Raw genomic sequence first — 26036 nt, 5'->3', positions numbered from 1 at the left:
TCTCCGAGGCCTCCGTCGAGTGAGGTCTGGTTGCGTTGAATTATTCAACCTAAGCTACTGACGAGTCACATTCCAACCGTGTCCCCGGGCGCATTCTAGGCTGGTCGAATGGCTGGAGACATGTGGACCGATCTCACCCGACCCCCGCTGAACGCCGACGCGCTTCGGCGCGCGCTCGTTCGTGACGCCGGGGGTGACCCGGATGCGTTCTGGGCGCGGGTCGACGTGGTGGCCGAGACCGGTTCCACCAACGCCGATCTGCTGGCCCGGCCGCGGGACGCCCACTACGCACGCAGCGTTCTCGTCGCGGAGTACCAGTCGGGCGGCCGGGGCCGGCACTCGCGACCGTGGGTGAGCGCACCCCGGGCGCTGATCACCGTGTCGGCGGTGCTCGACATGCCGGGCATGGACCTCTCCGACATCGGATGGCTTCCGCTGCTCTCCGGGATCGCGGTGGTCGACGCGTTGCGCACCATCGCGGAGGTCGATGCGGAACTCAAGTGGCCCAACGACGTTCTCATCGGCGGGAAGAAGGTTGCCGGCATTCTCGCGGAAGTTGCCGCCACGGCACCGGTGCCGACGGTGGTCATCGGGATCGGGTTGAACGTGAGTCTGACCGAGGACGAGTTGCCGGTGCCGACCGCGACCTCGCTGCTGCTGGAGGAGGCTGCCGTCACCGACCGCGACATCCTGGTGCGGGCGGTGCTCCGGGAGTTGGCGCGACGCTGGCGGGAGTGGCAGTCCGTCGGGTGGCGAGTGGAGGACCTCGCGGCGGCGTACCGGCAGCGGTGCGGAACGCTCGGACGGCTGGTGCGCGCCGAGCTTCCCGGCGATCGGGAACTGGTCGGGATCGCGACCGACGTCGACGTCGAAGGACGAATCGTGATCGAGGCAGACGGTGAGTCGCCGGTCGCGGTGTCGGCCGGCGACATCACCCATCTGCGATCGGTGTGAGCGTCAGGCGCGCTCGGTGTCCCACGTGGACACGGCCCAGATCACCACGATGTCGAGCGCGATGATCAGGATCGACCACATCGGGTACCACGGGATCCACAGGAAATTCGCGATGATCGACAGTGCCGCGATGATGATGGCGGTCACCCTCGACCACGTCGCACCGGTCAGCAGTCCCAGTCCGACGAGGACCACGACGATGCCGAGGATCAGGTGGATCCAACCCCACGTGGTGAGGTCGAACTGATAGACGTACTCGGGGCCGACGACGAAGAAGTTGTCGTCCGCGAGTGCAGAGATTCCCTGGAAGATCTGCAGGATTCCGACTGTCATGAGAATGATCGCGGCGGCGATCGACGCTCCCGCAGCGAATCCCTGTTTGGCGCCGCCCGAACTGTGGGTCGTCGGTGTGCGATCCGTCATCGCAGTTCCCCTTTCGATCGGTCGAGAAGACATCGCTGGAGAAGCCACTCCATCAGCAGGAGTGTCGTACCGAATTCTGCGGGGAACCTCACCCGCTGCGGGTGAAACCGCGCAGAATCGCAGTCGGAACCACAAAGTCGTTCATCGCTGGCAATCGTGTGAATTGCTGCTACTTTGACGCTCATCCACGATTCGCGTGACGCGGAGGGAAAACGATGAATGGTCAACAAGGCATGTCGGCGGGATCGGACGAAGTCTGGGTCGGTGATTCCGGGCAATTTGAAACTGCTCGGCGGTTTCTCACCGGACTGACCGTCGTATTCGGTCTGCTCACGCTCGGCCTCGGAATTGCGATGCTGGTCTGGCCCGACGCGACCCTGGTGGTGGCGGCCGTCCTCATCGCGATCCAGGTCTTCGCGTTCGGCATCATCCAGATCGTGCGGTCCTTCGCCGAGGTCGGCGCCCCGACCGCGGCGCGCACCCTGACCGGCCTGTCGGGTGCTCTCGCGGTCCTGCTGGGCTTCCTCGTTCTCCGCAGTCCGCTGCAGACGCTCGTGATCATCGCGCTCGTCATCGGTGCATGGTGGGTGTTCCGCGGTGTCCTCGACATCGTTGCCGGAGCGTCGGAGGTCCCAGGCAACCGCGCGGTGGGCATCGTGTTGGGCATCATCAGCGTGGTGGCCGGCGCAATCGTGCTGCTCCAGCCCGAGCTCTCGCTCGGGGTCTTCGTGATCGTCGTCGGCGTCTGGATGATCCTGTACGGCATCATCGTGGTCGCCGCGGCGTTCCTCGCACGACGTACGAGCTGATCCGCCAGGACCGAACCGGTCCTCGCCGCGAGCGGAGGTCGGATGGCACGCAGGAACGATCGGCAACCGCCCGCTCCGACGAACCGCTCGGACTGGGCGATCCCACGCGGCCTGATCGTTCTCCTCGCCATCGCCGCCGGCGTCGTCGCCGTGACCGGGATGAAGGCCTTCTCCGGCGTGCTGGGCCCGGTGTTCCTCGCACTGATGCTGACGGTCGGCGTCCAGCCCATTCAGGAGTGGGTGCGCCATCGGGGCTGGCCACGCTGGATCGGGATGCTCGGCGCCCTGGTCGCGGTGTACGCGATCCTGCTCGGTCTCGTGGGAGCGCTCGCGATCTCGGTCGCGCAGCTCGCGACGCTCCTCCCGCAGTACTCCGACGACGCACAGCAGCTGCTCGACCAGGTCGAGCAGCAGTTGGAACAGCACGGCATCGGATCGGACCAGATCCAGAACGCGCTGTCGGGCATCGACTTCGGTAAGGCGGTCGGCTACGCGGAGGCCCTCGTCTCGGGCCTGCTGGGCGTGTTCTCGAACCTGTTCTTCATCCTCGCGCTGCTGCTGTTCATGGCGTTCGACGGTATGTCGATGCACGATCGGCTGGCCGTCGTCGCCCGGTACCGGCCCGAAATCGCTTATGCCATCGAAACGTTCGCTTCGGGAACCCGCAGCTATCTCATCGTGTCGACAGTGTTCGGGTTGATCGTCGCGGTGATCGACGGCCTCGCGTTGTGGTGGCTCGGCATTCCGCTCCCCATCCTGTGGGCGCTGCTGTCGTTCATCACGAACTACATCCCGAACATCGGGTTCGTGCTGGGACTGATTCCGCCCGCACTGCTCGGTCTGCTCCAGGGCGGACCGAAACTCGCGATCATCGTGATCATCGCCTACAGCGTCATCAACGTCGTCATCCAATCGGTGATCCAGCCCAAGTTCGTCGGCGACGCCGTCGGGCTGTCGGTGACGACCACGTTCCTCGCCCTCGTGTTCTGGGGGTGGGTGCTCGGCCCGCTCGGCGCGCTGCTGGCGATTCCGATGTCGCTGCTGGTGAAGGCGTTCTTCATCGACATCGACCCGTCGACGCGCTGGGCCGATGTGTTCATCAAGGGCGCGCGGGAGGTCGAGCGGCCGCCACCGGAGGAACCCCGGAGTCCGTGAACCGTCGGACGTCCTGTCGGCCCGCCCGACCTGGCACACTCTTCGCATGGGTTATCCGCAGGACGCGCTGGCGGCGGACGAGGAGCTGGTGCTGCACCGGCATCCGCACTGGAAGATGCTCGTCGCCCCGGCACTGATCTTCATCCTGGTCACCGCGATCGCGGGCTTCGCGGCGGGGATCGCACAGTCGCAGCTGAGTGGCGGCGCGGTGACCGTGGTGCTCCTCGTGATCGCCGCGGTGTGGCTCGCCGTCGTCGGATGGCGCGTTCTCGTCCCGGTGCTGCGGTGGAACTCGACGCACTTCATCGTCACCGACCGCCGGGTGATGATTCGGCACGGCGTGATGACCCACACCGGAATCGACATCCCGATGAACCGAATCAGCAACGTGCAGTTCCGTCACGGCCTGGTCGACCGAATGCTGCGGACCGGAACCCTCGTCATCGTCTCGTCGTCCGACGATCCGCTCGAATTCGACGACATTCCGGAGGTGCAGAAGGTGCATTCGCGGCTGTACCACCAGGTATTCGATTCGACGTCCATGCATCGGGACGAGTACCGGGACGACCGTCACCCGGGGCCGGGACGGGCGCCGGACGACTCCGGAGACGACGGCCGGAATTTCCGGAAAGGCTGGTAATGGAACCGCGCCGGCGAAACCGACCGTAGGCTGTCGTCGTGACCGCTGTACTACTTGCCGAAGATGACGAGGCCATCGCTGCGCCGCTGTCGCGTGCACTCGGACGTGAGGGCTACACCGTCACGATCGAACAGACCGGGCCGTCCGCGCTCGATCGTGCGCTCACCGGTGACTTCGAGCTCCTCATCCTCGACCTCGGTCTACCCGGAATGGACGGACTCGAGGTGTGTCGCCAGCTGCGTGCGCACAGCCTCGATCTCGCCGTGCTCATGCTGACCGCGCGCACCGACGAGGTGGACTTCGTGGTCGGTCTGGACGCCGGCGCCGACGACTACGTCGGCAAACCGTTCCGTCTCGCCGAGCTGATGGCACGGGTTCGGGCCCTGCTCCGCCGCAGTGGCAGCGGGGAGGACGTGGCCGTCGAGGTGGCCGGTATCCGCCTCGAGCCCGCGGCCCGGCGAGTGCTCGTCAACGGGTCCGAGGTCGCGCTCGCCAACAAGGAATACGAGCTGCTCCGTGTGCTGCTCGAACATGCCGGTCAGGTCGTCTCGCGCGACACGATCCTGCGCGAGGTGTGGGGCGACGTCGAACTGCGCGGATCGAAGACGCTCGACATGCACATGTCCTGGCTGCGCCGAAAGATCGGTGACGAGGGAGCGGGCGCCGATCGCCGGATCGCGACCGTGCGTGGCGTCGGCTTCCGCATCAACACCGACTAGGTTTCCCGCGCCGTGCGCCGCAGAATCCTGCAATCGATCCTCGCCGTCGTCATCTTCACGGGGCTGCTGCTCGGTGTTCCACTGATCTATACCGCGTGGCTGTGGGTGGAGGACTTCACTCGCAGCGACCTGCAGGGTCGGCTCGACCGAATGGCCGCCGAGATCATCGTGCAGGAGGGTGCCTCCGGCGTCGTCGAAGGCGGACTCGACACGACGGGGCTGCGGCTGGTCGTGCCGGAGGGCGGCAAACTCGTGGTCGTTTACCCGACACCGGAGGAGGGGGCGTCGCGACTCGACATCGGCGCGGAATCGGTGCCGTCACCGCTCGTCGAATCCCTGTCGATGGGGACGTCCGGGTCGCTGCGCCTCGAGATGCCGTCGGATCGGATGCGGACCCTGCAGCGTCAGGCGGTCGGTGCGGTGACCCTGCTGGTGCTCGCGTCGATCGGCGCCGGAGCCGGCGTGGCCGTCGTGACCGCGAAACGTCTCGCCGATCCGCTCAAGGACGTCGCCGACCGCGCCGCCCGGCTCGCGGAGGGCGACTTCCGGCCCGACTCCCGGCGTCACGGGATCCCCGAACTGGACCGCGTGTCCGACGTGCTCGACTCGGCGACGGTCGAGATCGCCGGGCGCCTACAGCGCGAGCACGCGCTCGTCGGCGACGTCTCCCACCAGTTGCGCAGCCGCCTCACCGCCGTGCGACTGCGGCTCGACGAGCTGTCCGGGCACCCCGACCCGGCGGTCGTCCACGAGGCCGAGGAAGCGATGGCGCAGGTCGACCGGCTCACCGTCGCGGTGGACGATCTCGTGCGGTCCTCGCGGGCCAGCGGTGCCGCGGACCGGGAGCCGGTGTCGGTGGTGGGGGAGCTCGCGAGCGTCGTCGCCGACTGGCAGGGGCCGTTCAAGGACGCGGGCCGGGTGCTGCGGTTGCGCGGCGAGCCGCGGTTGACGTCGTCGGCGACCGGATCGCGCCTCCGGGAGGCGGTGTCCGTGCTGATCGACAACGCCCTCCAGCACGGCGCAGGCACCTGCACGGTGTCGGTGCGTCTGGTGTCCGGCCCGGTGGGCCGCGAAGCCGGCAAGGACTCGCGGGTGTGCGTCGAGGTGTCGGACGAGGGGGAGGGCGTGAGCGACGAGCTGGCGCCGCACATCTTCGACCGGGGCTTCTCGGGTGCCGGGTCCACCGGCGTCGGACTGGCGCTGGCGCGGGCCCTCGTGGAGGCGGACGGCGGCCGCCTGGAACTGCAGCGCCGACGGCCCGCCCTGTTCGCGGTGTTCCTCGCCCCGGTCAAGGACGATGCGCCGACCCGGGTGGTCGGGATCCACGAACCGCGCTAGGGGCGGGCGGGGTCCTCGCCTGCGAGTTCGATCGGCTCCGGCTGCGCGATCACCTCGTGCTCGGTCGTCGCCGCGATCGCTGTGTTCTCGGTGTTCTCGGTGTTCGCTGTGTTCTCGGTGTTCTCGGTGTTCGCTGTGTTCGCTGTGTTCACTGTGTTCACTGTGTTCACTGTGTTCTCCTCGGGGAACACCCACCGCCGGAACGACCAGAACCGGAACACCATCTGGAGCAGGTTGCCGATGATGTAGTTCAGCACGAAGTCGACCACCACCAGCGCCCCGAAACTCATGGACGTCCGGATGTCGAAGACGTTGTTCGCGATCCACAGCGGTGCCGCCGCGATGAGGACACCGATGCCACTGATCGTGAAGAAGAGCAGCGCCTCGTGATGGCGCTCGCGCCCGCCGCGATGCTTGAACGACCACTCGCGGTTGAGGACGTAGCTCAGGATGGTCGCCACCACGCCGGAGAGGACCTTCGCGACCACGGGCTTCTGCTCGAGGATCGTGAGGCTCAGGGAGTAGAAGATGGCGAGGTCGACCACCATGGTCGTGCCGCCGACGATTGCGAACTTGATCAATTCGTGGTGGCGAAGAACGATGGCTCTGAACGGCTGTGGAACTCGGCTCATCGCCGCGTCGACGAAAGACACAACATCGTATTCTACGAACCCGGGATCTCGATCGATGCAGCGGATCGTCCATTATCAGGTTCTTCACAGGTTGACACCGTCGATGACCTCGGAAGAACCGGTCCGAGGTGAACGTGACACCATGGTGTGTCGTGACCGGCAAATCTGATTCCGAACCTCGCCCCGCGCCTCCTCGCGATCTCCCCAGCGGTATGCCCGTGGTGACGATGATCGGTGGTGGCCAGCTCGCGCGCATGACCCACCAGGCCGCGATCGAGCTGGGACAGACGCTGCGGGTGCTCGCGGGCAGCATCGACGAGCCCGCCGCTCAGGTCAGCCCCGACGTCGTCCTGGGCAGCCACACCGACCTCGCGGCTCTGCGTAAGGCGGCGCTCGGCTCGAACGCGCTGACGTTCGACCACGAGCACGTCCCCACCGAGCACCTCGACGTGCTGGTGGCCGAGGGCGTCAACGTGCAGCCGCCGCCGCAGGCGCTCGTGTATGCGCAGGACAAGTTGGCGATGCGTCGCAAGCTCAGCGAGATGGGCGCCCCGGTCCCGGCCTTCGCCGCGGTCACCTGGGCCGAGGACGTGGTCCGCTTCGGTGCCGAGCACGGCTGGCCCATCGTCCTCAAGGCCGTGCGCGGCGGCTACGACGGCCGTGGCGTGTGGATCACCGACGACTCCGACGAGGCCGAGGCCATCGTCACCGAGCAGCTCGACAAGGGCGTCGAGCTCATGGTCGAGCAGGCCGTCGACTTCACCCGTGAGCTGTCCGCGATGGTCGCGCGTTCGCCGTTCGGGCAGGGCGCGTCGTGGCCCGTCGTCGAGACGGTGCAGTTGAACGGGCAGTGCGCTGTCGTCCTCGCGCCCGCGCCCCAGCTGTCGGGCGAGCGAGCGGCCGAGGCCGAACAGCTCGCGCTGCGGATCGCTGCCGAGCTGGGCGTCGTCGGATCGATGGCGGTGGAGCTGTTCGAGACCACCGACGGCCGGCTCGTCGTGAACGAGCTTGCGATGCGCCCCCACAACTCGGGTCACTGGACCCAGGACGGTGCGCGGACGTCGCAGTTCGAGCAGCACCTGCGCGCGGTCCTCGACTACCCGCTCGGTGACACGTCGCCCCTCGCCCCGGTCACCGTGATGGCGAACGTCTTGGGGGCACCGACTGCGCCCGTCATGAGCATGGACGAGCGTCTGCACCACCTGTTCGCACGGATGCCCGACGCGAAGGTGCACCTGTACGGCAAGGGTGAGCGCAAGGACCGCAAGATCGGGCACGTCAACGTGCTCGGCGGGGCCGACGGTTCGCCGGACGACCCGCAGTACGTGGCGGCCGTGCGCGAGCGCGCGCAGCGGGCGGCGCACTGGCTGTCGCACGCCGAATGGACTGACGGGTGGGATGAACATGGGCGGGAATGACACTGTTCGGAACGAGCACGGGAGCGACACGAAGTGACTGAATCGAACGGGCCCGCAGTCGGGCTGATCATGGGCAGCGACTCGGACTGGCCGACGATGGAGGCCGCCGCCGAGGCGCTCGCCGAGTTCGGTGTCCGGTTCGAGGTGGGTGTCGTGTCCGCGCACCGCACGCCGCAGCGCATGCTCGACTACGCCCGCGACGCCGCAGCTCGGGGACTCAAAGTCATCATCGCGGGCGCCGGCGGTGCCGCGCACCTGCCGGGCATGGTCGCGTCGGCCACCCCGCTGCCGGTGATCGGCGTGCCCGTCCCGCTGAAGTACCTCGACGGCATGGATTCGCTGCTGTCGATCGTGCAGATGCCCGCGGGCGTCCCGGTCGCGACCGTCTCGATCGGCGGCGCGCGCAACGCGGGCCTGCTGGCCGCACGCATCCTCGGTGCATCGGATCCGGCCCTGCAGCAGCGGATGGCCGCCTTCCAGGCCGGTCTCGAGCAGATGGTCCTGGAGAAGGACGAGGCGCTGCGCGCCAAGCTGCTCGGCTGACCGGTTCGATCCGGGTTCTAGGCTGACGGCATGGCCCGGTTCCCCCTGAGCGAGCGCTGGTATCGCTGGAGCGCCGCCCACGCGGTCGGAATCGACCGCGTGGAGGCGGTGCTCCTCACGTTGGTGTGCCTGCCGAACGCGCTCATCGACGGCAACGCCGTCACCGTCGCGGTGACCCTCGGGATGACGCTGCCGCTGGCGTGGCGTCGGTCGCGGACCGTGATCTCGGGCTTCGTCGTCGCGGCATTCGCGGTCGCGCACCTGGTGCTGATCCCGGACACGTTGCTGCCGAGCGCATTCGCGGTGCCGGTCGCGCTGTACGCGTTCGCGGCGTACACGCCGCGGTGGAGCAGCTACACGGCGCTGGCGATCGCGATCCTGGGCGCCGCGGCGGCCGGGGCCGAGTACTTCGCGTACGAGGGACGCGGCTGGGAACAGGCCGTGATCACCGCGATGTTCCTCATCGTGTTCGTCCTCGCGGTGTGGGCGTTCGGCGACCTGCGGCGGGTGCGCATCCAGGAACTCGAGGGCCTCGCCGAGCGGGCGCGACTGCTCGAACTCGAACGCGCCCAGGAGGCGGAACTCGCGGCCGTCAACGAGCGCACCCGCATCGCCCGCGAGATGCACGACATCGTCGCGCACTCGCTCACCGTCGTCATCGCGCAGGCCGACGGCGGCCGCTACGGCGCTGCGCAGGATCCGCAGGCCGCGATCGATGCGCTCGAAACCATCTCGTCGACGGGCCGGCAGGCGCTCACCGACATGCGGGCGCTGCTGTCGGTGCTGCGCGAGGACCGGCCCCGCGAGTTCGCGGCCATGCCCGGCGCCGGTGACATCGGGGGATTGGTCGCCGAGTTGCAGCGTGGCGGACTCGACGTCGACCTGCACGTGACGGGCGAGCCGCGCGAGTTGTCGACCGGCACGGGTCTGACGGCGTACCGCATCGTCCAGGAGTCCCTCACCAACGTCCTCAAGCACGCCGGGCCGGGGGCGGTGGCGCGCGTCGAGGTGAACTGGGGTGGCGACGAACTCGAACTCGTCGTCGACGACGACGGCCGTGGCGGCGCGGCGGCCCTGATCGACGCGTCCCCGGGCGGGCAGGGTGTCATCGGCATGACCGAGCGCGCCAAGCTGCACGGCGGCAAGCTCGTCGCGGGCCCGGTCCCGGGCGGCGGCTATCGGGTGCGCGGCCGTCTGCCGTACGTCGCGCCCTAGGCTGGTCGACATGGAAGAAACCTCCGCGCGGCCGATCCGCGTCGCCCTGGTCGACGATCAGCAACTGGTGCGGGCGGGGTTCCGGATGGTGATCGATTCGCAGCCGGACCTGACGGTGGTGATGGAGGCGTCCGACGGTGCCCGTGGCGTCGACGAGCTGTCGCGTACCCCCGCCGACGTCGTGCTGATGGACGTGCAGATGCCGATCATGGACGGCATCGAGGCCACCCGCCGGCTCACCGCGCAGGACGAGTCCCCGAAGGTGGTGGTGCTCACCACGTTCGAGAACGACGAGTACGTGATGTCGGCGATCAGCGCGGGCGCGAGCGGCTTCCTGCTCAAGGACGTCCCGCCGGAGCAGTTGCTCGACGCGATCCGCACCGTGCACCGCGGCGACGCCGTCATCGAGGCGCGGTCCACCCGCAAGCTGCTGCAGCACGTCGGCCCGATGCTGGGCAATGCGGTGCGGCCGTCGCTTCCGGACGACCTGACGCCCCGCGAGGTCGAGGTGCTCGAGGCGATGGCGCGCGGGCTGTCGAACTCGGAGATCGCCGAGAAGTTCGTGGTCTCCGAGGCGACCGTGAAGACCCACGTGGGACGGGTGCTCTCGAAGACCGGCTCGCGGGACCGGGTGCAGGCCGTGCTGTATGCGTTCCAGATCGGTCTCGTGCGGCCGCAGGATCTTCTGGGCTCCGACTGACGTCGGCCTGAGCGTCCATTCCTTCGCGCTCGGCGCGGATTCCCGCGCACACGCTCGAGGTGTGGACACGCACGCCGTCATCGGCGTGCGTGCCTGCGTCGTCGAACCACCTCGACCACCTCGTCCGCGACCCGCCCGGAGTCCTCGAGGACGTCGTACGCGGCGTACCGCAGCACCAGCCACCCCTGACGGACCAGCCAGTTCTGCCGTCGGCGGTCGGACCGGAACACCTCGGGCGCACTGTGGAACTCGCGGCCGTCGACCTCGACGACCACCCGCCCCGGTGCATCGACGAAGTCGCAGACGTACGGCCCGACGGCTTCGTTGGCGGCGAGCGGGCAGCGTCGAGCGTGGAACGCCCGTGCGAGGATCCGCTCGGGTTCGGACTCCGCGCGCACCGCGGCGACCCGCAGTTGCGCCACCGCCGCGGTGTTGCCCCAGCGCCCGGGATGCGCGGTGCACAGGTCCCGCACGCGCACCGGATTCACGGACCGGCACGGTTCGGCGTCGACGAGGGGCTCGAACTCGGGCGCGGGCATCACGGTCGCGCAGTCGACGAGTGCCTGCGTGCTCGACACCGTCGGCAGCGAACGGCACTCGACGACCTCGGCCGGGTCCAGGACCAGGCGGTGGATCCGGAGCCACTCGGGTGCGCGGGCCCGGATGTTCGGCGGGACCGTCGCTTCGAGGATCTTCGGCTCGCCGGTCGCGTAGACCCGGGGGAGGACGCGCCGGTACCGGCCGGTGCGACAGCGGCTGCCGATCGTGCTCGGCGGCACCCCGGCGGCGGTCAACTCCTCGAACGTGTGGACTCCGAAGTGGTTCATGGCTGCAGCCTGGGGGCGCCCGGTGACGGAGTCGGCTACAGGCTCGGGCGCAGGAGTTCGCCTGTGGATCAGTTGGGCGCTGTGGACAGTTCGGCCTGAGCGCCCACTCCTCGGGCCGCAGCGCGGGATCCCGCGGCGATCGCGCAGGAGTGGGCTCTGGGGCTGACCCGGCGTCCTACTCCGGGATGACGCGATCCGCCGAGAGATCGCCCCGCGCTCCGATGTGGAAGGCCACTGACCAGCCATAACGTCGTAACCATGAGAACTGATGACCAGAAGGTGCGGGCGCGGGGCCTGACCAAGACCTACGGCGCCGGCGAGACCGCGGTGCACGCGCTGCGTGGCGTGGACGTGGACTTCGCGGCCGGGGCGTTCACCGCGATCATGGGGCCGTCGGGCTCGGGCAAGTCGACGTTGATGCACTGCCTCGCCGGACTCGACACCGCAACGGCGGGAACCGTGACGATCGGCGGCACCGAGATCACCGCGCTGGGCGACAAGGCACTCACCGAACTCCGTCGTGAGCGGATCGGGTTCGTGTTCCAGGCGTTCAACCTGCTGCCGGTGCTCTCGGCGGAGGAGAACATGCTGCTGCCGATGCGACTGGCGGGCCGGGTGCCCGAACACAGCTGGCGTGACGAGGTGGTGCGCCGGCTCGGGCTGTCCGACCGGCTCGGACATCGCCCGCACGAGCTGTCCGGGGGTCAGCAGCAGCGCGTCGCCGTCGCGCGGGCGTTGCTGCCGCAGCCGGATGTCATCTTCGCGGACGAGCCCACCGGCAACCTCGACTCGCGGACCGGCGCCGAGGTGCTCGACCTGCTGCGTTCGAGTGTCCGCGAGACCGGGCAGACCGTGGTGATGGTGACCCACGATCCGGTGGCCGCGTCGTACGCCGATCGGGTGGTGCTGATCGCCGACGGTGGGATCGCCGGTGAGATCGACCGTCCCACGACCGATTCGGTGATCGAGACGATGCGCCTCCTCGGCGCCGACGACCTGAGCCGGGCGCGCTGATGCGGGGGCTGGCGTGGGCGCAGATGCGCGCGCATGCGGGACGCTACCTCGCGTCGGTGCTGGCGGTCGTGATCGCGGTCGCGTTCATCGTGGCGACACTGACGCTGAACTCGACGTTGAAGGCGGGCGTGACGGATTCGCTTGCCGGGCAGTACGCCACGACGGACGTCGTGGTCAGCGGCAGCGACGACCTGGCGGCGATCCGGGCGGTGCCGGGGGTCCACGCGGTCACCGAGGACGTCTCGACGAGCGTCAAGGTGCGCCGCGACGGGGAGGGCTCGTCGTTCGGTTCGGCGCAGTCGCTGTCCGACGATCCGGGACTGCGCTGGCAGACCCTGTCCGACGGGCGATTCCCCGAGGCGCCGGGCGAGATCGCCGTGGACGCGGGTTCGGGCGTGCCGATCGGGTCCGATCTGACCGTCACCACGCTGAGCTCCGAGGCGCAGATCAGCGACACCGCGAAGGTGGTCGGGCTGGTCGATCTGTCCGGCACGGCGCAGCAGATGAACGGCACCACCGTCTTCGCGACGGTCGGGCAGCTCGACGCGTGGACGACGGGCGGCGGGAGCCGCGAGATCCGGGTCGCCGGCGACGGCGTGATGTCGCAGCAGCAGCTCGCGGACCGGGTGCGCGGCGCGCTGCCCGCCGATGCGACGGTCGACACCGGTGTCCACCGGGCGGAGCTGGCATCGCAGCAGTTCCTCGGCGATTCCGACCTCCTCGCGAGTGTCCTGCTGGCGTTCGGTGCCATCGCCGTCGTGGTCGCGGCGCTCGTGATCGCCAACACGTTCGCGGTGCTGCTGGCCGCGCGGACGCAGGAGCTGGCGCTGCTGCGGTGCGTGGGCGCGACGGCGGCGCAGGTCCGCCGCAGTGTGCGGGTCGAGGCGGCCGGTGTCGGCGTGGCCGCGTCGGTGCTGGGCGTGATGCTGGGCGTCGGAACGGCGTGGCTCGTGGCCCGGATCGCGGCCGCGGCGGACGTGCCGATCCCGTTGCGCGGGTTGAGCGTGACGCCGGTGACGGTGATCGTCGGCGTGGTGGTGGGCGTCGTGATGACCCTGGCCGCGGCGTCGGCTCCCAGCCGTGCCGCGACCCGGGTCTCCCCGCTGGCGGCGCTGCAGCCGCTCGAATCGACGCCCGAACCCGTCGCGGTGTCACGGGCGCGCCGCGTCCTCGGGACGCTCGCGTTGATCGCGGGTGTCGGCATCCTCGCGCTGGGGGCCACCACCGGTCAGGTGCTGATCGCGTGCGTCGGCGGTCTGGCGACGTTCGTCGCGATCGTGATGCTGAGCCAGCGGATCGTTCCGGCGGTGATCTCTCGGGTCGGTGCGCTGCTGGGACGGATCGGTGGGCCGGTGGGACTGCTCGCCGCCGGCAACGCCGGCCGCAATCCGCGCCGGACCGCGGCGACCGCGACGGCCCTGCTGATCGGCGTCACGCTCACGAGCACGCTCGTCGTCGGCATCGCCGTGACGAAGGCCAGTGCGCCCGGCGCGGTCGACGACCAGTTCCCGGTGGACGTGAGCGTCGAGGCGGGTGGCAGCACCGGACTGCCCGGCGTCCTGGCCGAGCGCATCCGCGGCCTCGAGGGTGTGGACGCGGTGGCCCCGCTCGGCACCGCCGACGTCTCCCTGCCCGACGGCCGGACGCTGCCGGTGGTCGGCGTGGACGTCGCGGCGGTCCGGGCGACCCTGCGCACCGACGTCGACCTGCCCGGTCCGCACCAGCTGCTGCTGTCGCCGGACGACCGGCTCGATCTGGGGCTCGACCTCGGCGAGACGGTGTCCCTCACGGGCAACGTCGGACGAAGCGAGCTGACGGTCGGCGCGTCCACGGGCCAGCCGGCCCTCACCGAGGCGCGCCTGCTCGCGGCCCTGTCGTCGCAGGTGACGACCGACCAGATGTGGATCCGGCTCGCCGACCGACTGAGCGACGACGAGCGCCGTGTGGTGCAGGACGAGATCACTGCGCTCGCGGAGCAACTGGCACCGGGAAGCGAGGTCGGTGGATCGCTGGCGATGCGCGCGACCCTCGACAGTGTCCTCGACACGCTGTTGCTGGTCGTGGCGGGACTGCTGTCGGTGGCCGTGGTGATCGCACTGATCGGCGTCGGCAACACGATGGCGCTGTCGGTGCTCGAGCGGCGCCGGGAGTCGGGCCTGCTGCGCGCCGTGGGGCTCACACGCGCGGGCCTGCGGTCGTTGCTGCTGTGGGAGGCGGTGCTGATCGCCGGGGTGGCGTCGGCGCTCGGTGTGGCGCTGGGCCTCGCGTTCGGCATCACCGGATCGGCGTCGGTGTTCGGCTTCGACGACCTCGTGCTGGGCACGCTGCCGTGGCCGACCCTCGCGTTGATCGTGCTGGGCGGGGGAGCGGCCGGAGTGCTCGCCGCGATCCTGCCGGCGCGGCGGGCAGCGCGCACCGCGCCGGTGGCGGCGCTGGCCGGGTGACGACGCTAGCGTGAGGTGTGTGAGCACGACGCGAGGGGCCCGGGATCGGCAGACCATGCTGACCCGGGCCGCTCGCGGCAGTCGGACCTCGCGCCTCGTGACCGTCGTGGCCCTGCGGTACGCCCGGTTGTGGCGGGCCCGCATCGAATTCGACGACCGGTACGGGATCTTCGTGTGTTCGGGGATGCGGGGCGGATTCGGTCGCGGCGGCACCACGCTCGGCGGCGCCTACCTGACGCGAGGCAACACCGCCGATCGCGTGATCCGGCACGAGGCCGTCCACGCCGACCAGTGGGGTTGGCACGGCGCGGTTTTCGCGCTGATGTACCTGTGGGAGGAGATCCGTCACCCCGGCGCCCGCAATCGATACGAGATCGCGGCGGGACTCGAGGACGGCGGCTACGTCGCGAGCTGAGCGGTGACCTTCTCGGATTCGACGCGCCGCGTCATCGCCGCGTCGTCCGGGTTCGACACCTGCACCAGCGACGCCCCGGCGGCGAGGACCGAGACCAGTCCCGCGATCAGGTCGTCGGTGGTCGCCCACGAACGGGTGGACAGGACCCGGTCCGAGCCGCTCACGTTCTGCGCGACGGCCACCGCCCGGGCCGCTGTCAGGACATCGTCGACACCGCGGCCGTCCAGCGCCGCGGACCCGGCACCGCCGGGACGGAACTGGTCGCCGTGCACACGCACCGCGGTCGCGTAGTCGGTGACGCCCACCGGCAGGTCGGGGACCGGACGGCCGAAGGCGTCCAGCGACAGCACCGCAACCTCGGGCGCATCGGCGACGTCGTCGAGTCGATCCGCCGTGACCAGGGCCGCGTCGGCGTCGGGATCGGCCTCCAGCGTCACCTCGAGCCCGGCCCACCACGCGCCGAGCAGGACGGCGGCGGTCTGCCAGTGCGCCGGCAGCAGCACCGAGACCCGCGCGCCGGGCATCAGCGCGAACTCGTCGCACAGGAAGTTGGCGGTCTTGGCCGCCCAGTTCGCCAGCGTGATCGCGGACAGCTCCACCCGCTCGCCGGTGGCGTCGTCGTAGTACGTGATCCGCGGGCCGGCCGGGTCGGTGGCCAGGATCGGGTCGAGCAGCGCGGTGGTCAGGTTGGGCACGGTGTTCCGATCTGTACTCGGTTGACGCAGTGGTGACCGCTCAATTTACGCAGTGGGGGCCGTTGTTGCCCGCGTCGATCGCGGGACCGGGTTCGACGGGGGTGGGCGAGGTGCCGGCGCTGGAGATGCCCGAGGATCCGGATCCGGAGCCCGACGAGGTTCCGGAGGGACCCTTGTAGTCGCCGGCGAGGACGACACGCACGGTGCCCGACGACAGCGACTTGTCGGTCTCGATCGGCAGGCCACCGAGAGTCACCGAGACGGCCTGGGCGCCCTTGCTGTCCGACTTGTTCGCGAACACGGTGGATCGCGTCACGGACTTGCCCGTGTTGTTCCCGACCTCGCCGAGGCCGAAGCCCTTGCCGTCGAGGGTCGTTCCGACGCTCGAGGCGAGACCGCTGATGCTGCTGTCGTTGGAGACGTCGACGGTGACGGAGGACGGATCGATGTCGGGCATCTCGGTCGGGACGGCGGACGTGGTGCTCTGGTCGGACTTGTCCTCGGTGGGTTCCTCACCGACCAGTCCGGCGACGTACTTGCGGACGGCCTTGGGATCGACCTGCACGATCGACTCGCCGTAGTCGGTCATCGCGTTGATGTCGACGACGGGGATCGTCTCGAACTTGACCTTGCCGCCCGCGAGGTCCTTGAGCTGGGTGGCGAACTCGATGATGTCCCAGTCGGCGTCGAGCACCACCGACCGCTGCACCGCGGAACTGAGCTGGTTCAGCTTGCCGGGGTTGGTGAGGGTCTGCGCGCTCAGCACCTCGCGCACCAGCGAGGCCATGAACACCTGCTGGCGGACGATCCGGTCGAGGTCGCCGCGGGGCAGGTTGTGTCGCTGGCGGACGAAGCTCAGGGCATCGGAGCCGTCGAGTGTCTGGTCGCCGGCGGGGAACTTCGCACCCGAGAGCGGTTCGTCGACAGCCGCGTTGAGGCACACGTCGACCCCGCCGACCGCGTCGGTGAGCAGGACGAAGCCGAGCAGACCGATCTCCGCGTAGTGGTCGACGGTGATGCCGGTCAGTTTCGCGACGGACTTGATGAGCGCTTCGCGGCCCGCCTGCGTCGATTCCTTCTCGGCGTCGGAATCGGATTCCCCGTCCTCGACCAGCTTCTGCCGCTCGGTTTCCTTGGTCGCGCCGTAAGCGGCGTTGATCTTCGACATCCCGATCCCGGGCACGTCCACGTACGCGTCGCGGGGAATGGAGATGGCGGTGGCCGAACTGCCGTCGTTGGGCACGCGCACCAGGACGATCGTGTCGGTGTTGGACGCGACCTCCTCGCCCGCACGCAGCGACTCGAGTTCGGATTGACTGAGCGGATTGCCGTGGGCATCGGTGCGGCTGTCGGTACCGACGAGCAGGATGTCGACGGCGCCGTCCTTGGCGCCGCCCAGTCCGAGATCGCCGATCGTCGAGAGGCTCGACCGCAGCGAGTCGACACTGCGCCAAGCGAATCCGGTGATCACGAGCACCAGCACCGCAGCGACCGCGATGGCGATCTGGATGCGCGAGACCGGGGCTGGCGGTCGCGGCACTTCCGATGCGGTGGGCTCCTGCGGCACCTGTGGCCCCTCCCTGAAGATCCTTGAAAATCCGAGCAGATCCGAACTGCATTCCGAATCACAATCCGAGCAACTGCGCGATTACAACCGCTGTCAAGGCTACTGGTGTTCTGCGCGCAGCACGCGATACAGCTGTCCGGCGTGCCAGACTCGGAACCCGTGAAGAGGATTCTGGTGACCGGCGCACGCGGGCAGTTGGGTGGTCGCCTGCTCGCGTTACAGGACCTCGTCGACGTTCCGATCGTCGGAGTGGGTTCGGACGAGCTCGACATCACCGACCGCGGTGCCGTCGACGCCTGGGTGGAACCCGGTTCGGTGGTGGTGAACTGCGCGGCCTATACCGCCGTGGACGCCGCGGAGTCGGACGAGGAGACCGCCGCCGCGGTCAACGCGACCGGGCCGCGGAACCTGGCGTCGGCGTGTGCGCGTGCGGGGTCGCGGTTGATCCACGTCTCCACCGACTACGTCTTCGCGGGGGACCGTGCGGGGGACCGTGCCGTGCCGTACGAGACGGACGACCCCACCGATCCGCAGACGGTGTACGGCCGGACCAAGCTCGCCGGCGAGCTTGCGATCCGCGAGGTGCTGCCTGACGCGCAGATCGTCCGGACGGCATGGGTGTACACGGGAGTCGGGAACGACTTCGTCGCGACGATGCTGCGGCTCGAGCGCGACCGCGACACCGTCCAGGTGGTCACGGACCAGGTGGGTTCGCCCACGTACTCCGCGGACCTCGCTGCCGGACTGCTCGAACTGGCCCGCACCGGCGGCGGGGGCGCGACCACGCTGCACGCGACCAACTCGGGTACCGCGACATGGTTCGACCTTGCCCGTGCCGTGTTCGAGGGGGTGGGCGCCGACCCCGCGCGGGTCCGGCCGTGCAGCAGCGCCGAGTTCGTGCGCCCCGCGCCGCGACCCGCCTACTCGGCGCTCTCGCCCGCGTCGTGGGTTGCAGCCGGTCTGACCCCGCTGCGGCCGTGGCAGGACGCGCTGGGCGACGCGCTGGCCCGGCTCGAATGAGGACGATGCGGGCTTTCGGGATACGCTTGCCCGCGTGAGTTCGAAGCTGGCCGTGGTGACGGTGACCTACTCGCCCGGCGAGCATCTGGAGCATTTCCTCGACACGTTGGCCGATGCGACGGTCGAAAACCCGCAGGTCATCCTGGCCGACAACGGGTCGACCGACGGGGCGCCCGAGGCCGCTGAGGCGGCTCACGATCACGTCCGACTGCTCCGCACCGGCGGCAACATCGGGTACGGCGGTGCGATCAATCGCGCCGTCGCCGAGATCGACCCAGACATCGAGTTCGTCGTCGTCGTCAATCCCGATGTGCGCTGGTCGCCCGGCGCGATCGACGAACTGCTCGCCGCGGCAGCGCGCTGGCCGCGGGCCGGTGCCCTCGGGCCGATGGTCCGCGAACCCGACGGCAGCATGTACCCCTCGGCCCGTCGCGTGCCCGATCTGATCTCCGGTGCCGGCCACGCCGTCCTCGGTTCCGTCTGGCCGTCCAACCCGTGGACGCAGCGGTACCTCCAGGAGAACGAGACCATCACCGAGCGTCCCGCCGGGTGGTTGTCCGGCTCGTGCCTGCTGCTGCGCCGGGTCGCGTTCGACTCGATCGACGGCTTCGACTCCCGCTACTTCATGTACATGGAGGATGTGGACCTCGGTGACCGGCTCGGTAAGGCGGGCTGGCTCAACGTCTTCGTGCCGTCGGCCGAGGTGACCCATGCCAAGGGCCATGCCGCGGGCCGGCATCCCGAGTTGATGCTGCCCGCCCATCATCAGAGCGCCTACCGCTTCCAGGCCGATCGCCACCCCGCGTGGTGGCAGGCCCCGCTGCGGTGGGCTCTGCGGGGTGGACTCGCCTTGCGTTCGAAGCTCGCGGTCGCGGCAGCGGTTCGGGAGCGCCGGGAAGACGAGCGCAAGCAGAACGAGCGTCGAGAGATCGAGATTGAGGGGAAAGCATGACAACTGCTTCGGCGACCGATGCCGTCATTCTGGTCGGGGGTCAGGGGACCCGGCTGCGTCCGCTGACGCTGTCCGCCCCCAAGCCCATGCTCCCCACTGCCGGGGTGCCGTTCCTCACGCACCTGTTGGCCCGGATCAAGCAGGCCGGGATCACGCACGTCGTGCTGGGCACGTCGTTCAAGGCCCAGGTGTTCGAGGAGCATTTCGGTGACGGCAGCGACCTGGGACTCGAGATCGAGTACGTCACCGAGGTCGAGCCGATGGGTACCGGCGGCGGCATCCGCAACGTGCTGCCGAGCCTGCGTGCGGACAACATCATGGTCTTCAACGGTGACGTCCTGGGCGGCACCGATCTCGGGGCGGTGCTCGACACCCATCACCGGACCAACGCCGATGTGACGCTGCACCTCGTGCGGGTCGGCGATCCGCGCGCGTTCGGTTGCGTGCCCACCGACGACGACGGCAGGGTCAAGGCGTTCCTGGAGAAGACCCAGGATCCGCCGACCGACCAGATCAATGCCGGCTGCTACGTCTTCCGCCGCGAGATCATCGAGAAGATCCCGTCGGATCGCCCGGTGTCGGTCGAGCGTGAGGTGTTTCCGGCCCTGCTGGCCGACGGGGCCCGCGTGTTCGGTCACGTCGACACGTCGTACTGGCGTGACATGGGTACCCCCGACGACTTCGTCCGCGGCTCCGCGGACCTGGTGCGCGGCATCGCGCCGTCGCCGGCACTCGAGGGTCCGCGCGGCGAGTCGCTGGTCCATCCCGGCGCGGGTGTCGCACCGGGCGCGCTGCTGATCGGCGGCACCGTCGTGGGGCGGGGCGCCGAGGTGGGCGCGGGCGCCCGACTCGACGGCGCGGTGCTGTTCGACGGCGCCCAGGTGGAGGCCGGTGCCGTGGTCGAGCGGTCGATCATCGGTTTCGGCGCCCGTATCGGTCCGCGCGCGTTGATCCGCGACGCCGTGATCGGCGACGGCGCGGATGTCGGTGCGCGGTGCGAACTGATCGGCGGGGCGCGAGTGTGGCCCGGCGTCAAGCTGCCCGACGGCGGAGTGCGCTTCAGCACCGACGTGTGATTCGGCGACGTGTGATTCGGCACTGAGCCGGCTTCCTTAGTCTTGCTACTGAAATACTGGGAGCATGATGTCGCAGGAACCCGTCTTCCACAGGTACGTCGCCCTCGGTGACTCGTTCACCGAGGGTGTCGGCGACCCCGACGCCACCCGACCGAACGGCCTGCGCGGCTGGGCGGACCGGGTGGCCGAGGAGCTCGCCCGGCGCAGCGCCGACTTCGGCTACGCCAATCTCGCGATCCGGGGCCGGCTGCTCGGCCCGATCGTCGACGAACAGCTCGACGCCGCGGTCGCGCTCGAACCCGATCTGGTGACGATCTACGCGGGTGGCAACGACCTGATGCGCCCCAAGATCGACCTCGACGCCCTCGTCGCGCGGTACGACGACGCGATCGGCAAGCTGACCGCGACCGGCGCGACCGTGCTGGTGTGGACTGCGTACGACGCGGGCTGGTCTGCGGTGTTCTCGAAGATCCGTGGCCGCTCGGCCGTCTACAACGAGCTGGTCCGTGAGGTCGCGGATCGGCACGGCGCGAAGCTCGTCGACTTCTGGCGCTTCGACGAGTACCAGGATCTGCGGATGTGGGACTGGGACCGGCTGCACATGTCCACGCCGGGCCACCAGAACATGGCGATCCGGGTGCTCGAGACGCTCGGCGTCGAGCACCACATCGTGATGGATCCGCTGGGTCCCGATCTGCCCACCGACAAGGCCTCCCAGCGTCGCGCCGATCTCGAGTGGACCAGGGGATTCCTGATTCCGTGGATCGGCCGGCGCGTCCGTGGCACGTCGTCGGGCGACGGCGTCAGCGCCAAGCGGCCCGCGCTCGCGCCCATTCGCTAGCGGATACCGACCGACGAGAGAAGGCCGACCGGGAATCCCGGTCGGCCTTCTCTCATGTCAGGTCCGTCAGTCGGTACCGAGGTTGCGGGTCGAGGAGATCGCAACCAGGCCGATCAGGCCGACCAACGCGAAGGCGTAGAAGCCCCACGGCACCGCGTATCCGGCGCCGAGCAGCGCGCCGCCGAGGATCGGGCCGCAGATCGCGCCGACGCGTCCGACGCCGGCCGACCAGCCCAGCGCGGTCGCGCGGATGTTCGCGGGATGGTTGGCGCTGGTGAAGGCGTACACGAGAACCTGGGCGCTGAACACGAAGCAGCCGGCCAGGAACACCATCACGTAGATGCCGCCGGCGACGTCGATGCTGAGCAGCGCGAGGAAGATGGCAGCGCCGGTGAACCACACGATGGCCGCGGTGCGGGGGCCGACCTTGTCGGCGACGCGGCCCGCGATGAGCAGGCCGACGACGGCGCCGGCGTTGAGGATCAGCAGGAAGGTCAGGGCCGCGCCCAGCTCGTAGCCGGCCTCACGCATGATCGTCGGCAGCCAGGTGTTGAGGCCGTACACCAGCAGCAGACCCATGAACGACGTGACCCAGATGGCGATGCTGTTCCGCAGGAACTTGGGCGAGAAGAGCGTCTTCACGGGATCGGTGGCCGTGGCGACGGGCGCGTCGGCGGCCGTCGCGGCCTCGAGCGCGAGACCGTACTGTGCCGCGATGGCCTCAGCTTCCTCGCGGCGGCCCTTGGACAGCAGGTACGAGGGCGACTCCGGCAGGTACTTGATCATCAGCGGGATCAGCACGATGGCCGGTGCCGCGCCGACGACAAACATCGAGTGCCAGCCGAACGGGTCGATGAGCACGAGGGCCAGGGCCGCGGTGGCGACGGCGCCGACGTGGTACCCGGTCATCAGCATCGTGGACGCGGATCCGCCACCCTGCTTCTTGGAGAACTCGTTGACCAGTGCCAGGGCGGTCGGCAGTGCGCCACCCAGTCCGACGCCCGCGAGGAAGCGGAGCAGACCGAAGATGAACGGATTCGGGGCGACCGCGCACAGCAGGGTCAGGATCGAGAACGCCGCGACGGCGTAGATCAGTGCCCGGCGCCGTCCGATGACGTCGGTGAGGGTGCCGATGACGAGCGCGCCGATCGTCATGCCGACGAGCCCGAACGTCGAGATTGTCGTGATCGCGCTCGTGCTCAGGTTCCAGTCGCCGTACTCGCGCAGTGAGGGGATGACTGCACCCAGGACCACGAGATCGAATCCGTCGAGAAGGACGGCGATCCAACACAGTGGGGCGACCCACATCGCGGCGCGACCGCGTGTCGCGGGTCGTTCGATGGTGCTCATTCGATCTCCAGAAGCCAAGGTGTTCGCAATACGAACCACCGTTCAATTTCAGAACTCGGCCATTGTTTGGTGGGTCACATGTGAATGTCAAGCCACGAACCGGTGGGTTGGTGGCCCCGTCGGCGTGTGGTCCGGCCACACTGGACAGGTGATCGACGAAGGCGAGATCGACCGCAGCATGCTCGGTCGGGCGTTCCGAATACTGAATTCCTTCTCTGTGGATCGACCGCGGATGACGCAGTCCGACCTGAGTCGGCGAACCGGTCTGCCGTTGCCGACCGTGCACCGGTTGTGCATCCAATTGGCGGACAACGGCGCGCTCGAACGCGCTGCCGACGGCAGCTACGAGATCGGTGTCCGGTTGTGGGAGATCGGCGCCCTCGCGCCCAGGGCGCACGGGCTCCGGCAGGTGGCGATGCCCTACCTCGAGGACCTCTACGAGGCCACGCACGAGAACGTCCAACTGATCGTCCGCGAGGGCCTCGAGGCGCTCTATATCGAGCGACTTTCCGCACGTGGGGCGGTCGCTGTGGTCGGGCGCGCGGGCGGTCGGCTGCCGCTGCACGCATCGAGTGGCGGGCTGGTTCTGCTCGCGCACGGTGGGACGGAACTCCTCGGTGAGGTGCTCGCTGCCGGGCTCGAGCGATTCACGCCCAACACCATCACCACCGAGCATCGACTGCGATCCACCCTCGATCAGATCCGCCGCAAGGGTTTCATCGTGTGCCGCGAGCACCTCAACATCGGCACGCTCGCGGTCGCCGCTCCGGTCTTCAGGGCCGGCGGGGAGGTGGCCGCGTCGATCTCCGTCGTGGTGGCCGCGTCGGCGGATCCGACCCCTCTCATCCCCGCGTTGCGGGCCGCCGCGCGAGGCGTCTCCCGCGGCCTGGCGTGACCGAGATCTCTCCGACCCCATGGGATTGGTCTTTCACTGAGTGAAAGTCGAGGTGTTGCAACGGATCGGCCGCGGGAACAGTGGTGGCCATCACGATCTACCGAGGAGTAACCGTATGACCCACTCGAGCACTCAGGTCGGCATCGTCGGCGCCGGCCCGGCCGGACTGATGCTGTCCCACCTCCTGCACCTTCGCGGCATCGAGTCCGTCGTTCTCGAGGCGCGCACCCGGGAAGAGGTGGAGGGCACCATCCGTGCCGGTGTGCTCGAGCAGAACACCGTCGACCTGATGACCGCGACCGGTCTCGGCGACCGGCTGAAGGCCGAGGGCCTCGAGCACCACGGCATCGAACTGCGCTTCGGCGGCCGCGGCCACCGGATCGCGTTCGACGAACTCACCGACGGACGCGCGGTCACGGTCTACCCGCAGCACGAGGTCCTCAAGGACCTCATCGCCAAGCGCATCGCGGACGGGGGCGAAATCCGGTTCGGCGTCTCCGACGTCGAGGTCCACGACCACACCACCGACAACCCGTACATCACCTACACCGACGCGGACGGCAGTGAGCAGAAGCTCGGGTGTGCGCTCGTCGGCGGCTGCGACGGCTCGCGCACCAAGACCCGCAAGCTGATCCCCGAGCCGTCCATCCGCCAGGACCACTTCCGCCAGTACCCGTTCGCGTGGTTCGGCATCCTCGCCGAGGCGCCGCCGTCGTCCGAGGAACTGATCTACGCCAACCACCCGCGCGGATTCGCGCTCATCAGCACCCGCACCCAGGAGGTCCAGCGCCACTACCTCCAGGTGGATCCGGACGATTCGGTGGACAACTGGTCCGACGACCGCATCTGGTCGGAGTTGCACGCCCGCGTCGACGGTGAGGGTGCGGAGATCAAGGACGGCAAGATCTTCGAGAAGTCGATCCTGCAGTTCCGCAGCTTCGTGTGCGAGCCGATGCAGCACGGCAACCTGTTCCTCGCGGGCGACGCCGCCCACACCGTGCCGCCGACCGGTGCCAAGGGCCTCAACCTCGCCGTCGCCGACGTGTACGAGCTGTCGAAGGGCATGGCCGAGTTCTTCGAGACCGGCAACCGCGGCCGGATCGACCGCTACACCGAGACGGTGCTGCCGCGGATCTGGCGCACGCAGCACTTCTCGTGGTGGATGTCCTCGATGCTGCACCGCCTGCCCGACGCGTCCGGCTTCGACCACAAGCGTCAGGTCGCCGAGCTCGACATGGTGACCCGCTCGGTCGCCGGTCGCACGCTGATCGCCGAGAACTACGTGGGCACCCCGCTGGGCTGATTCGCACGGCAGCGATGCGCCGCCCCGAAACCCGGGGCGGCGCATTTCTCGCTGTCCGGGAAAGCCGTGATGTGGTGGAGTCGACGTTCCGTAGGTTCGGAAATTGCAGCACCGCACCTACAGAAGAGGCTTTCCATGAAGATCCTGATCGTCGGCGGCACCGGCATGATCGGTGCCCACGCGGCACTTCACCTCCGCGAGCAGGGCAACGACGTCACCGTCGCCGCGCGCAACCCGCTGGCTGACGACTCACCGGTGCGCGAGTTCCCGGTGCTGCTCGGCGACTACACCGAACAGACCTTCACCGCCGCGCAGTTGGCGCCGTTCGAGGGCATCGTCTTCGCGGCGGGCCAGGACATCCGGCACATGGGTCGGGTCGCAGATGCCGCTGCCGAGGCCGAGTTCTGGGAGAAGACCCAGACCGGCGGCGTGCCGCGGTTCGCCGCGTTGGCCAAGGAGGCCGGCGTCGCCCGGTTCGTCCAGGTGGGCAGCTACTACCACCACCTGCGGCCGGAGTACGCCGAGACGATGCCGTACGTCGCGGCGCGCCAGGCGGCCGACGAGGGCGCCCGCGCGCTGGCTGACGACAACTTCAACGTCTCGACCCTGAACCCGCCGTCGATCCTCGGCGCGATCAGCGGGGTGTCGGCCAAGCGCTACCGCAAGCTGTTCTCGTGGGCGGCCGGCAACGAGCCGCAGATTCCGGACTTCGCGCCCGCGGGCGGCACCAACTATCTGTCGGCGGGCTCGCTGGCCGAGGCGATCTGGGGTGCGCTGCAGCGCGCCGAGTCGGGCAAGGCGTACCTGATCGGCGACCAGAACCTCACCTTCCGTGAGTACTTCCAGTTGCTCGTCGACGCCGCCGGTGGCGACCGGGTCATCGAGGAGCGCGACGAGGAGCATCCGCTGCTGCCCGACAGCTTCATCGTGCAGGGCCGCGGCAACGTCATCTCGTACGAGCCGGCCGCCGCCGACGTCGAACTGCTGGCCTACACGCGGAACGACTGCGCGCGGGCGATCGCCGAGATGCACGACATCGTGAAGGCCGCGACTGCGGGCTGACATACGCGAAAGGGCCGGTTCCACCGAAT

Annotated in this window: 26 protein-coding genes; 20 read left to right on the top strand and 6 right to left on the bottom strand. The window is 69.1% G+C overall.

Features of this window, described 5'->3' with window-relative positions:
* Nucleotides 1-120 precede the first annotated feature (120 nt).
* Entirely contained in the window at nucleotides 121-954 is an 834-nt protein-coding gene (locus tag HUN07_RS19445; protein WP_114721883.1) for a biotin--[acetyl-CoA-carboxylase] ligase, read from the top strand.
* A 3-nt stretch (nucleotides 955-957) separates the two neighbouring features.
* Here HUN07_RS19445 and HUN07_RS19440 read toward each other — a convergent pair whose 3' ends face one another.
* On the bottom strand, nucleotides 958-1377 hold the full coding sequence (locus tag HUN07_RS19440; protein WP_114721884.1) for a DUF7144 family membrane protein: 420 nt from the start codon (nucleotides 1375-1377) through the stop codon (nucleotides 958-960).
* A gap of 233 nt (nucleotides 1378-1610) precedes the next feature.
* Between HUN07_RS19440 and HUN07_RS19435 the strand changes: the two genes are divergently transcribed.
* The 5 genes from HUN07_RS19435 to HUN07_RS19415 are packed head-to-tail and all read left to right on the top strand — an operon-like array spanning nucleotide 1611 to nucleotide 6038.
* Nucleotides 1611-2186 carry an HdeD family acid-resistance protein gene (locus tag HUN07_RS19435; RefSeq protein ID WP_174914886.1) on the top strand — a complete coding sequence of 192 codons (576 nt, stop codon included), beginning with the start codon at nucleotides 1611-1613 and terminating at the stop codon, nucleotides 2184-2186.
* Between the two features lie 42 nt (nucleotides 2187-2228).
* Entirely contained in the window at nucleotides 2229-3341 is a 1113-nt protein-coding gene (locus HUN07_RS19430; RefSeq protein WP_174912018.1) for an AI-2E family transporter, read from the top strand.
* Between the two features lie 46 nt (nucleotides 3342-3387).
* Nucleotides 3388-3981 (top strand): PH domain-containing protein, encoded by a 594-nt coding sequence (locus tag HUN07_RS19425; RefSeq protein WP_114721887.1) that lies wholly within the window; start codon nucleotides 3388-3390, stop codon nucleotides 3979-3981.
* A gap of 38 nt (nucleotides 3982-4019) precedes the next feature.
* Nucleotides 4020-4700, top strand: a complete 681-nt coding sequence (locus HUN07_RS19420; RefSeq protein WP_114721888.1) for a response regulator transcription factor — start codon at nucleotides 4020-4022, stop codon at nucleotides 4698-4700.
* Between the two features lie 12 nt (nucleotides 4701-4712).
* Nucleotides 4713-6038, top strand: coding sequence for a sensor histidine kinase (locus HUN07_RS19415; protein ID WP_174912015.1), 1326 nt, complete (start codon nucleotides 4713-4715; stop codon nucleotides 6036-6038).
* Here the strand turns inward: HUN07_RS19415 and HUN07_RS19410 are convergent.
* Nucleotides 6035-6670, bottom strand: coding sequence for a GtrA family protein (locus tag HUN07_RS19410; protein ID WP_441346830.1), 636 nt, complete (start codon nucleotides 6668-6670; stop codon nucleotides 6035-6037). The genes HUN07_RS19415 and HUN07_RS19410 overlap by 4 nt on opposite strands.
* Before the next feature lie 152 nt (nucleotides 6671-6822).
* On the opposite strand from HUN07_RS19410, the gene HUN07_RS19405 reads away from it, so the two are divergent.
* The 4 genes from HUN07_RS19405 to HUN07_RS19390 all read left to right on the top strand — a co-directional run bounded on the left by HUN07_RS19405 (nucleotide 6823) and on the right by HUN07_RS19390 (nucleotide 10546).
* Nucleotides 6823-8088 (top strand): 5-(carboxyamino)imidazole ribonucleotide synthase, encoded by a 1266-nt coding sequence (locus HUN07_RS19405; RefSeq protein WP_174912009.1) that lies wholly within the window; start codon nucleotides 6823-6825, stop codon nucleotides 8086-8088.
* A gap of 69 nt (nucleotides 8089-8157) precedes the next feature.
* Entirely contained in the window at nucleotides 8158-8631 is a 474-nt protein-coding gene (gene purE / locus HUN07_RS19400) for a 5-(carboxyamino)imidazole ribonucleotide mutase (RefSeq protein WP_114721892.1), read from the top strand.
* A gap of 30 nt (nucleotides 8632-8661) precedes the next feature.
* The gene (locus tag HUN07_RS19395; RefSeq protein WP_174912006.1) at nucleotides 8662-9846 is read left to right on the top strand and encodes a sensor histidine kinase; all 1185 of its coding nucleotides are present in this window, start codon (nucleotides 8662-8664) and stop codon (nucleotides 9844-9846) included.
* A 10-nt stretch (nucleotides 9847-9856) separates the two neighbouring features.
* Complete coding sequence (locus HUN07_RS19390; RefSeq protein WP_174912004.1) at nucleotides 9857-10546, top strand: response regulator; 690 nt, start codon at nucleotides 9857-9859, stop codon at nucleotides 10544-10546.
* A gap of 77 nt (nucleotides 10547-10623) precedes the next feature.
* Here the strand turns inward: HUN07_RS19390 and HUN07_RS19385 are convergent, their stop codons facing one another.
* Nucleotides 10624-11373, bottom strand: coding sequence for an endonuclease domain-containing protein (locus tag HUN07_RS19385; protein WP_174912002.1), 750 nt, complete (start codon nucleotides 11371-11373; stop codon nucleotides 10624-10626).
* A gap of 258 nt (nucleotides 11374-11631) precedes the next feature.
* On the opposite strand from HUN07_RS19385, the gene HUN07_RS19380 reads away from it, so the two are divergent.
* The 3 genes from HUN07_RS19380 to HUN07_RS19370 are packed head-to-tail and all read left to right on the top strand — an operon-like array spanning nucleotide 11632 to nucleotide 15246.
* Nucleotides 11632-12387, top strand: coding sequence for an ABC transporter ATP-binding protein (locus tag HUN07_RS19380; protein WP_174911999.1), 756 nt, complete (start codon nucleotides 11632-11634; stop codon nucleotides 12385-12387).
* Complete coding sequence (locus HUN07_RS19375; RefSeq protein WP_174911996.1) at nucleotides 12387-14831, top strand: FtsX-like permease family protein; 2445 nt, start codon at nucleotides 12387-12389, stop codon at nucleotides 14829-14831. The genes HUN07_RS19380 and HUN07_RS19375 overlap by 1 nt, the downstream gene beginning before the upstream one ends.
* Before the next feature lie 55 nt (nucleotides 14832-14886).
* On the top strand, nucleotides 14887-15246 hold the full coding sequence (locus tag HUN07_RS19370; protein WP_114721898.1) for a hypothetical protein: 360 nt from the start codon (nucleotides 14887-14889) through the stop codon (nucleotides 15244-15246).
* Here HUN07_RS19370 and HUN07_RS19365 read toward each other — a convergent pair.
* Nucleotides 15231-15941 (bottom strand): TIGR03089 family protein, encoded by a 711-nt coding sequence (locus HUN07_RS19365; RefSeq protein ID WP_174911993.1) that lies wholly within the window; start codon nucleotides 15939-15941, stop codon nucleotides 15231-15233. The two genes, HUN07_RS19370 and HUN07_RS19365, sit on opposite strands and share 16 nt — an antisense overlap.
* 40 nt (nucleotides 15942-15981) lie before the next feature.
* Complete coding sequence (locus HUN07_RS19360; protein WP_174911990.1) at nucleotides 15982-17481, bottom strand: LCP family protein; 1500 nt, start codon at nucleotides 17479-17481, stop codon at nucleotides 15982-15984.
* Between the two features lie 186 nt (nucleotides 17482-17667).
* Here HUN07_RS19360 and rfbD point away from each other — a divergent pair, with 186 nt between their 5' ends.
* From rfbD to HUN07_RS19340, 4 genes are all read left to right on the top strand, one after another.
* Nucleotides 17668-18528, top strand: a complete 861-nt coding sequence (gene rfbD / locus HUN07_RS19355; RefSeq protein ID WP_174911987.1) for a dTDP-4-dehydrorhamnose reductase — start codon at nucleotides 17668-17670, stop codon at nucleotides 18526-18528.
* 34 nt (nucleotides 18529-18562) lie between these two features.
* A complete protein-coding gene (locus tag HUN07_RS19350; protein WP_174911986.1) occupies nucleotides 18563-19480 on the top strand; it encodes a glycosyltransferase family 2 protein in 918 nt (305 codons plus the stop codon).
* Nucleotides 19477-20556 (top strand): sugar phosphate nucleotidyltransferase, encoded by a 1080-nt coding sequence (locus HUN07_RS19345; protein ID WP_174911984.1) that lies wholly within the window; start codon nucleotides 19477-19479, stop codon nucleotides 20554-20556. The genes HUN07_RS19350 and HUN07_RS19345 overlap by 4 nt, the downstream gene beginning before the upstream one ends.
* Nucleotides 20557-20620: 64 nt before the next feature.
* Nucleotides 20621-21397 carry an SGNH/GDSL hydrolase family protein gene (locus HUN07_RS19340; protein WP_114721902.1) on the top strand — a complete coding sequence of 259 codons (777 nt, stop codon included), beginning with the start codon at nucleotides 20621-20623 and terminating at the stop codon, nucleotides 21395-21397.
* Nucleotides 21398-21463: 66 nt separating this feature from the next.
* On the opposite strand, the gene HUN07_RS19335 is transcribed toward HUN07_RS19340, so the two are convergent.
* Nucleotides 21464-22747 (bottom strand): MFS transporter, encoded by a 1284-nt coding sequence (locus HUN07_RS19335; RefSeq protein ID WP_114721903.1) that lies wholly within the window; start codon nucleotides 22745-22747, stop codon nucleotides 21464-21466.
* Between the two features lie 178 nt (nucleotides 22748-22925).
* On the opposite strand from HUN07_RS19335, the gene HUN07_RS19330 reads away from it, so the two are divergent.
* From HUN07_RS19330 to HUN07_RS19320, 3 genes are all read left to right on the top strand, one after another.
* On the top strand, nucleotides 22926-23642 hold the full coding sequence (locus tag HUN07_RS19330) for an IclR family transcriptional regulator (RefSeq protein WP_174914884.1): 717 nt from the start codon (nucleotides 22926-22928) through the stop codon (nucleotides 23640-23642).
* Nucleotides 23643-23757: 115 nt separating this feature from the next.
* Complete coding sequence (locus HUN07_RS19325; protein ID WP_114721904.1) at nucleotides 23758-24945, top strand: 4-hydroxybenzoate 3-monooxygenase; 1188 nt, start codon at nucleotides 23758-23760, stop codon at nucleotides 24943-24945.
* A gap of 135 nt (nucleotides 24946-25080) precedes the next feature.
* Complete coding sequence (locus HUN07_RS19320) at nucleotides 25081-26007, top strand: NAD-dependent epimerase/dehydratase family protein (RefSeq protein ID WP_174911982.1); 927 nt, start codon at nucleotides 25081-25083, stop codon at nucleotides 26005-26007.
* Nucleotides 26008-26036: the final 29 nt, after the last annotated feature.

It is taken from the genome of Rhodococcus sp. W8901, from assembly GCF_013348805.1.
Taxonomy (GTDB): Bacteria; Actinomycetota; Actinomycetes; order Mycobacteriales; family Mycobacteriaceae; genus Prescottella.
Note: the sequence above shows the minus strand (reverse complement) of the source record. Positions and strands in the feature narration are given on the sequence as shown.

Bases quoted from the DNA above. Each gene is read 5' to 3' on its own strand.
- HUN07_RS19340 (WP_114721902.1), top strand. From the start codon at position 20,621: ATGATGTCGCAGGAACCCGTCTTCCACAGGTACGTCGCCCTCGGTGAC.
- HUN07_RS19375 (WP_174911996.1), top strand. From the start codon at position 12,387: ATGCGGGGGCTGGCGTGGGCGCAGATGCGCGCGCATGCGGGACGCTAC.
- HUN07_RS19440 (WP_114721884.1), bottom strand. From the start codon at position 1,377: ATGACGGATCGCACACCGACGACCCACAGTTCGGGCGGCGCCAAACAG.
- HUN07_RS19445 (WP_114721883.1), top strand. From the start codon at position 121: ATGTGGACCGATCTCACCCGACCCCCGCTGAACGCCGACGCGCTTCGG.
- HUN07_RS19335 (WP_114721903.1), bottom strand. From the start codon at position 22,747: ATGAGCACCATCGAACGACCCGCGACACGCGGTCGCGCCGCGATGTGG.
- purE (WP_114721892.1), top strand. From the start codon at position 8,158: ATGGGCAGCGACTCGGACTGGCCGACGATGGAGGCCGCCGCCGAGGCG.
- HUN07_RS19435 (WP_174914886.1), top strand. From the start codon at position 1,611: ATGTCGGCGGGATCGGACGAAGTCTGGGTCGGTGATTCCGGGCAATTT.
- HUN07_RS19425 (WP_114721887.1), top strand. From the start codon at position 3,388: ATGGGTTATCCGCAGGACGCGCTGGCGGCGGACGAGGAGCTGGTGCTG.
- HUN07_RS19325 (WP_114721904.1), top strand. From the start codon at position 23,758: ATGACCCACTCGAGCACTCAGGTCGGCATCGTCGGCGCCGGCCCGGCC.
- HUN07_RS19410 (WP_441346830.1), bottom strand. From the start codon at position 6,670: ATGAGCCGAGTTCCACAGCCGTTCAGAGCCATCGTTCTTCGCCACCAC.
- HUN07_RS19430 (WP_174912018.1), top strand. From the start codon at position 2,229: ATGGCACGCAGGAACGATCGGCAACCGCCCGCTCCGACGAACCGCTCG.
- HUN07_RS19370 (WP_114721898.1), top strand. From the start codon at position 14,887: ATGCTGACCCGGGCCGCTCGCGGCAGTCGGACCTCGCGCCTCGTGACC.
- HUN07_RS19320 (WP_174911982.1), top strand. From the start codon at position 25,081: ATGAAGATCCTGATCGTCGGCGGCACCGGCATGATCGGTGCCCACGCG.
- HUN07_RS19385 (WP_174912002.1), bottom strand. From the start codon at position 11,373: ATGAACCACTTCGGAGTCCACACGTTCGAGGAGTTGACCGCCGCCGGG.
- HUN07_RS19395 (WP_174912006.1), top strand. From the start codon at position 8,662: ATGGCCCGGTTCCCCCTGAGCGAGCGCTGGTATCGCTGGAGCGCCGCC.
- HUN07_RS19345 (WP_174911984.1), top strand. From the start codon at position 19,477: ATGACAACTGCTTCGGCGACCGATGCCGTCATTCTGGTCGGGGGTCAG.
- HUN07_RS19380 (WP_174911999.1), top strand. From the start codon at position 11,632: ATGAGAACTGATGACCAGAAGGTGCGGGCGCGGGGCCTGACCAAGACC.
- HUN07_RS19330 (WP_174914884.1), top strand. From the start codon at position 22,926: ATGCTCGGTCGGGCGTTCCGAATACTGAATTCCTTCTCTGTGGATCGA.
- HUN07_RS19390 (WP_174912004.1), top strand. From the start codon at position 9,857: ATGGAAGAAACCTCCGCGCGGCCGATCCGCGTCGCCCTGGTCGACGAT.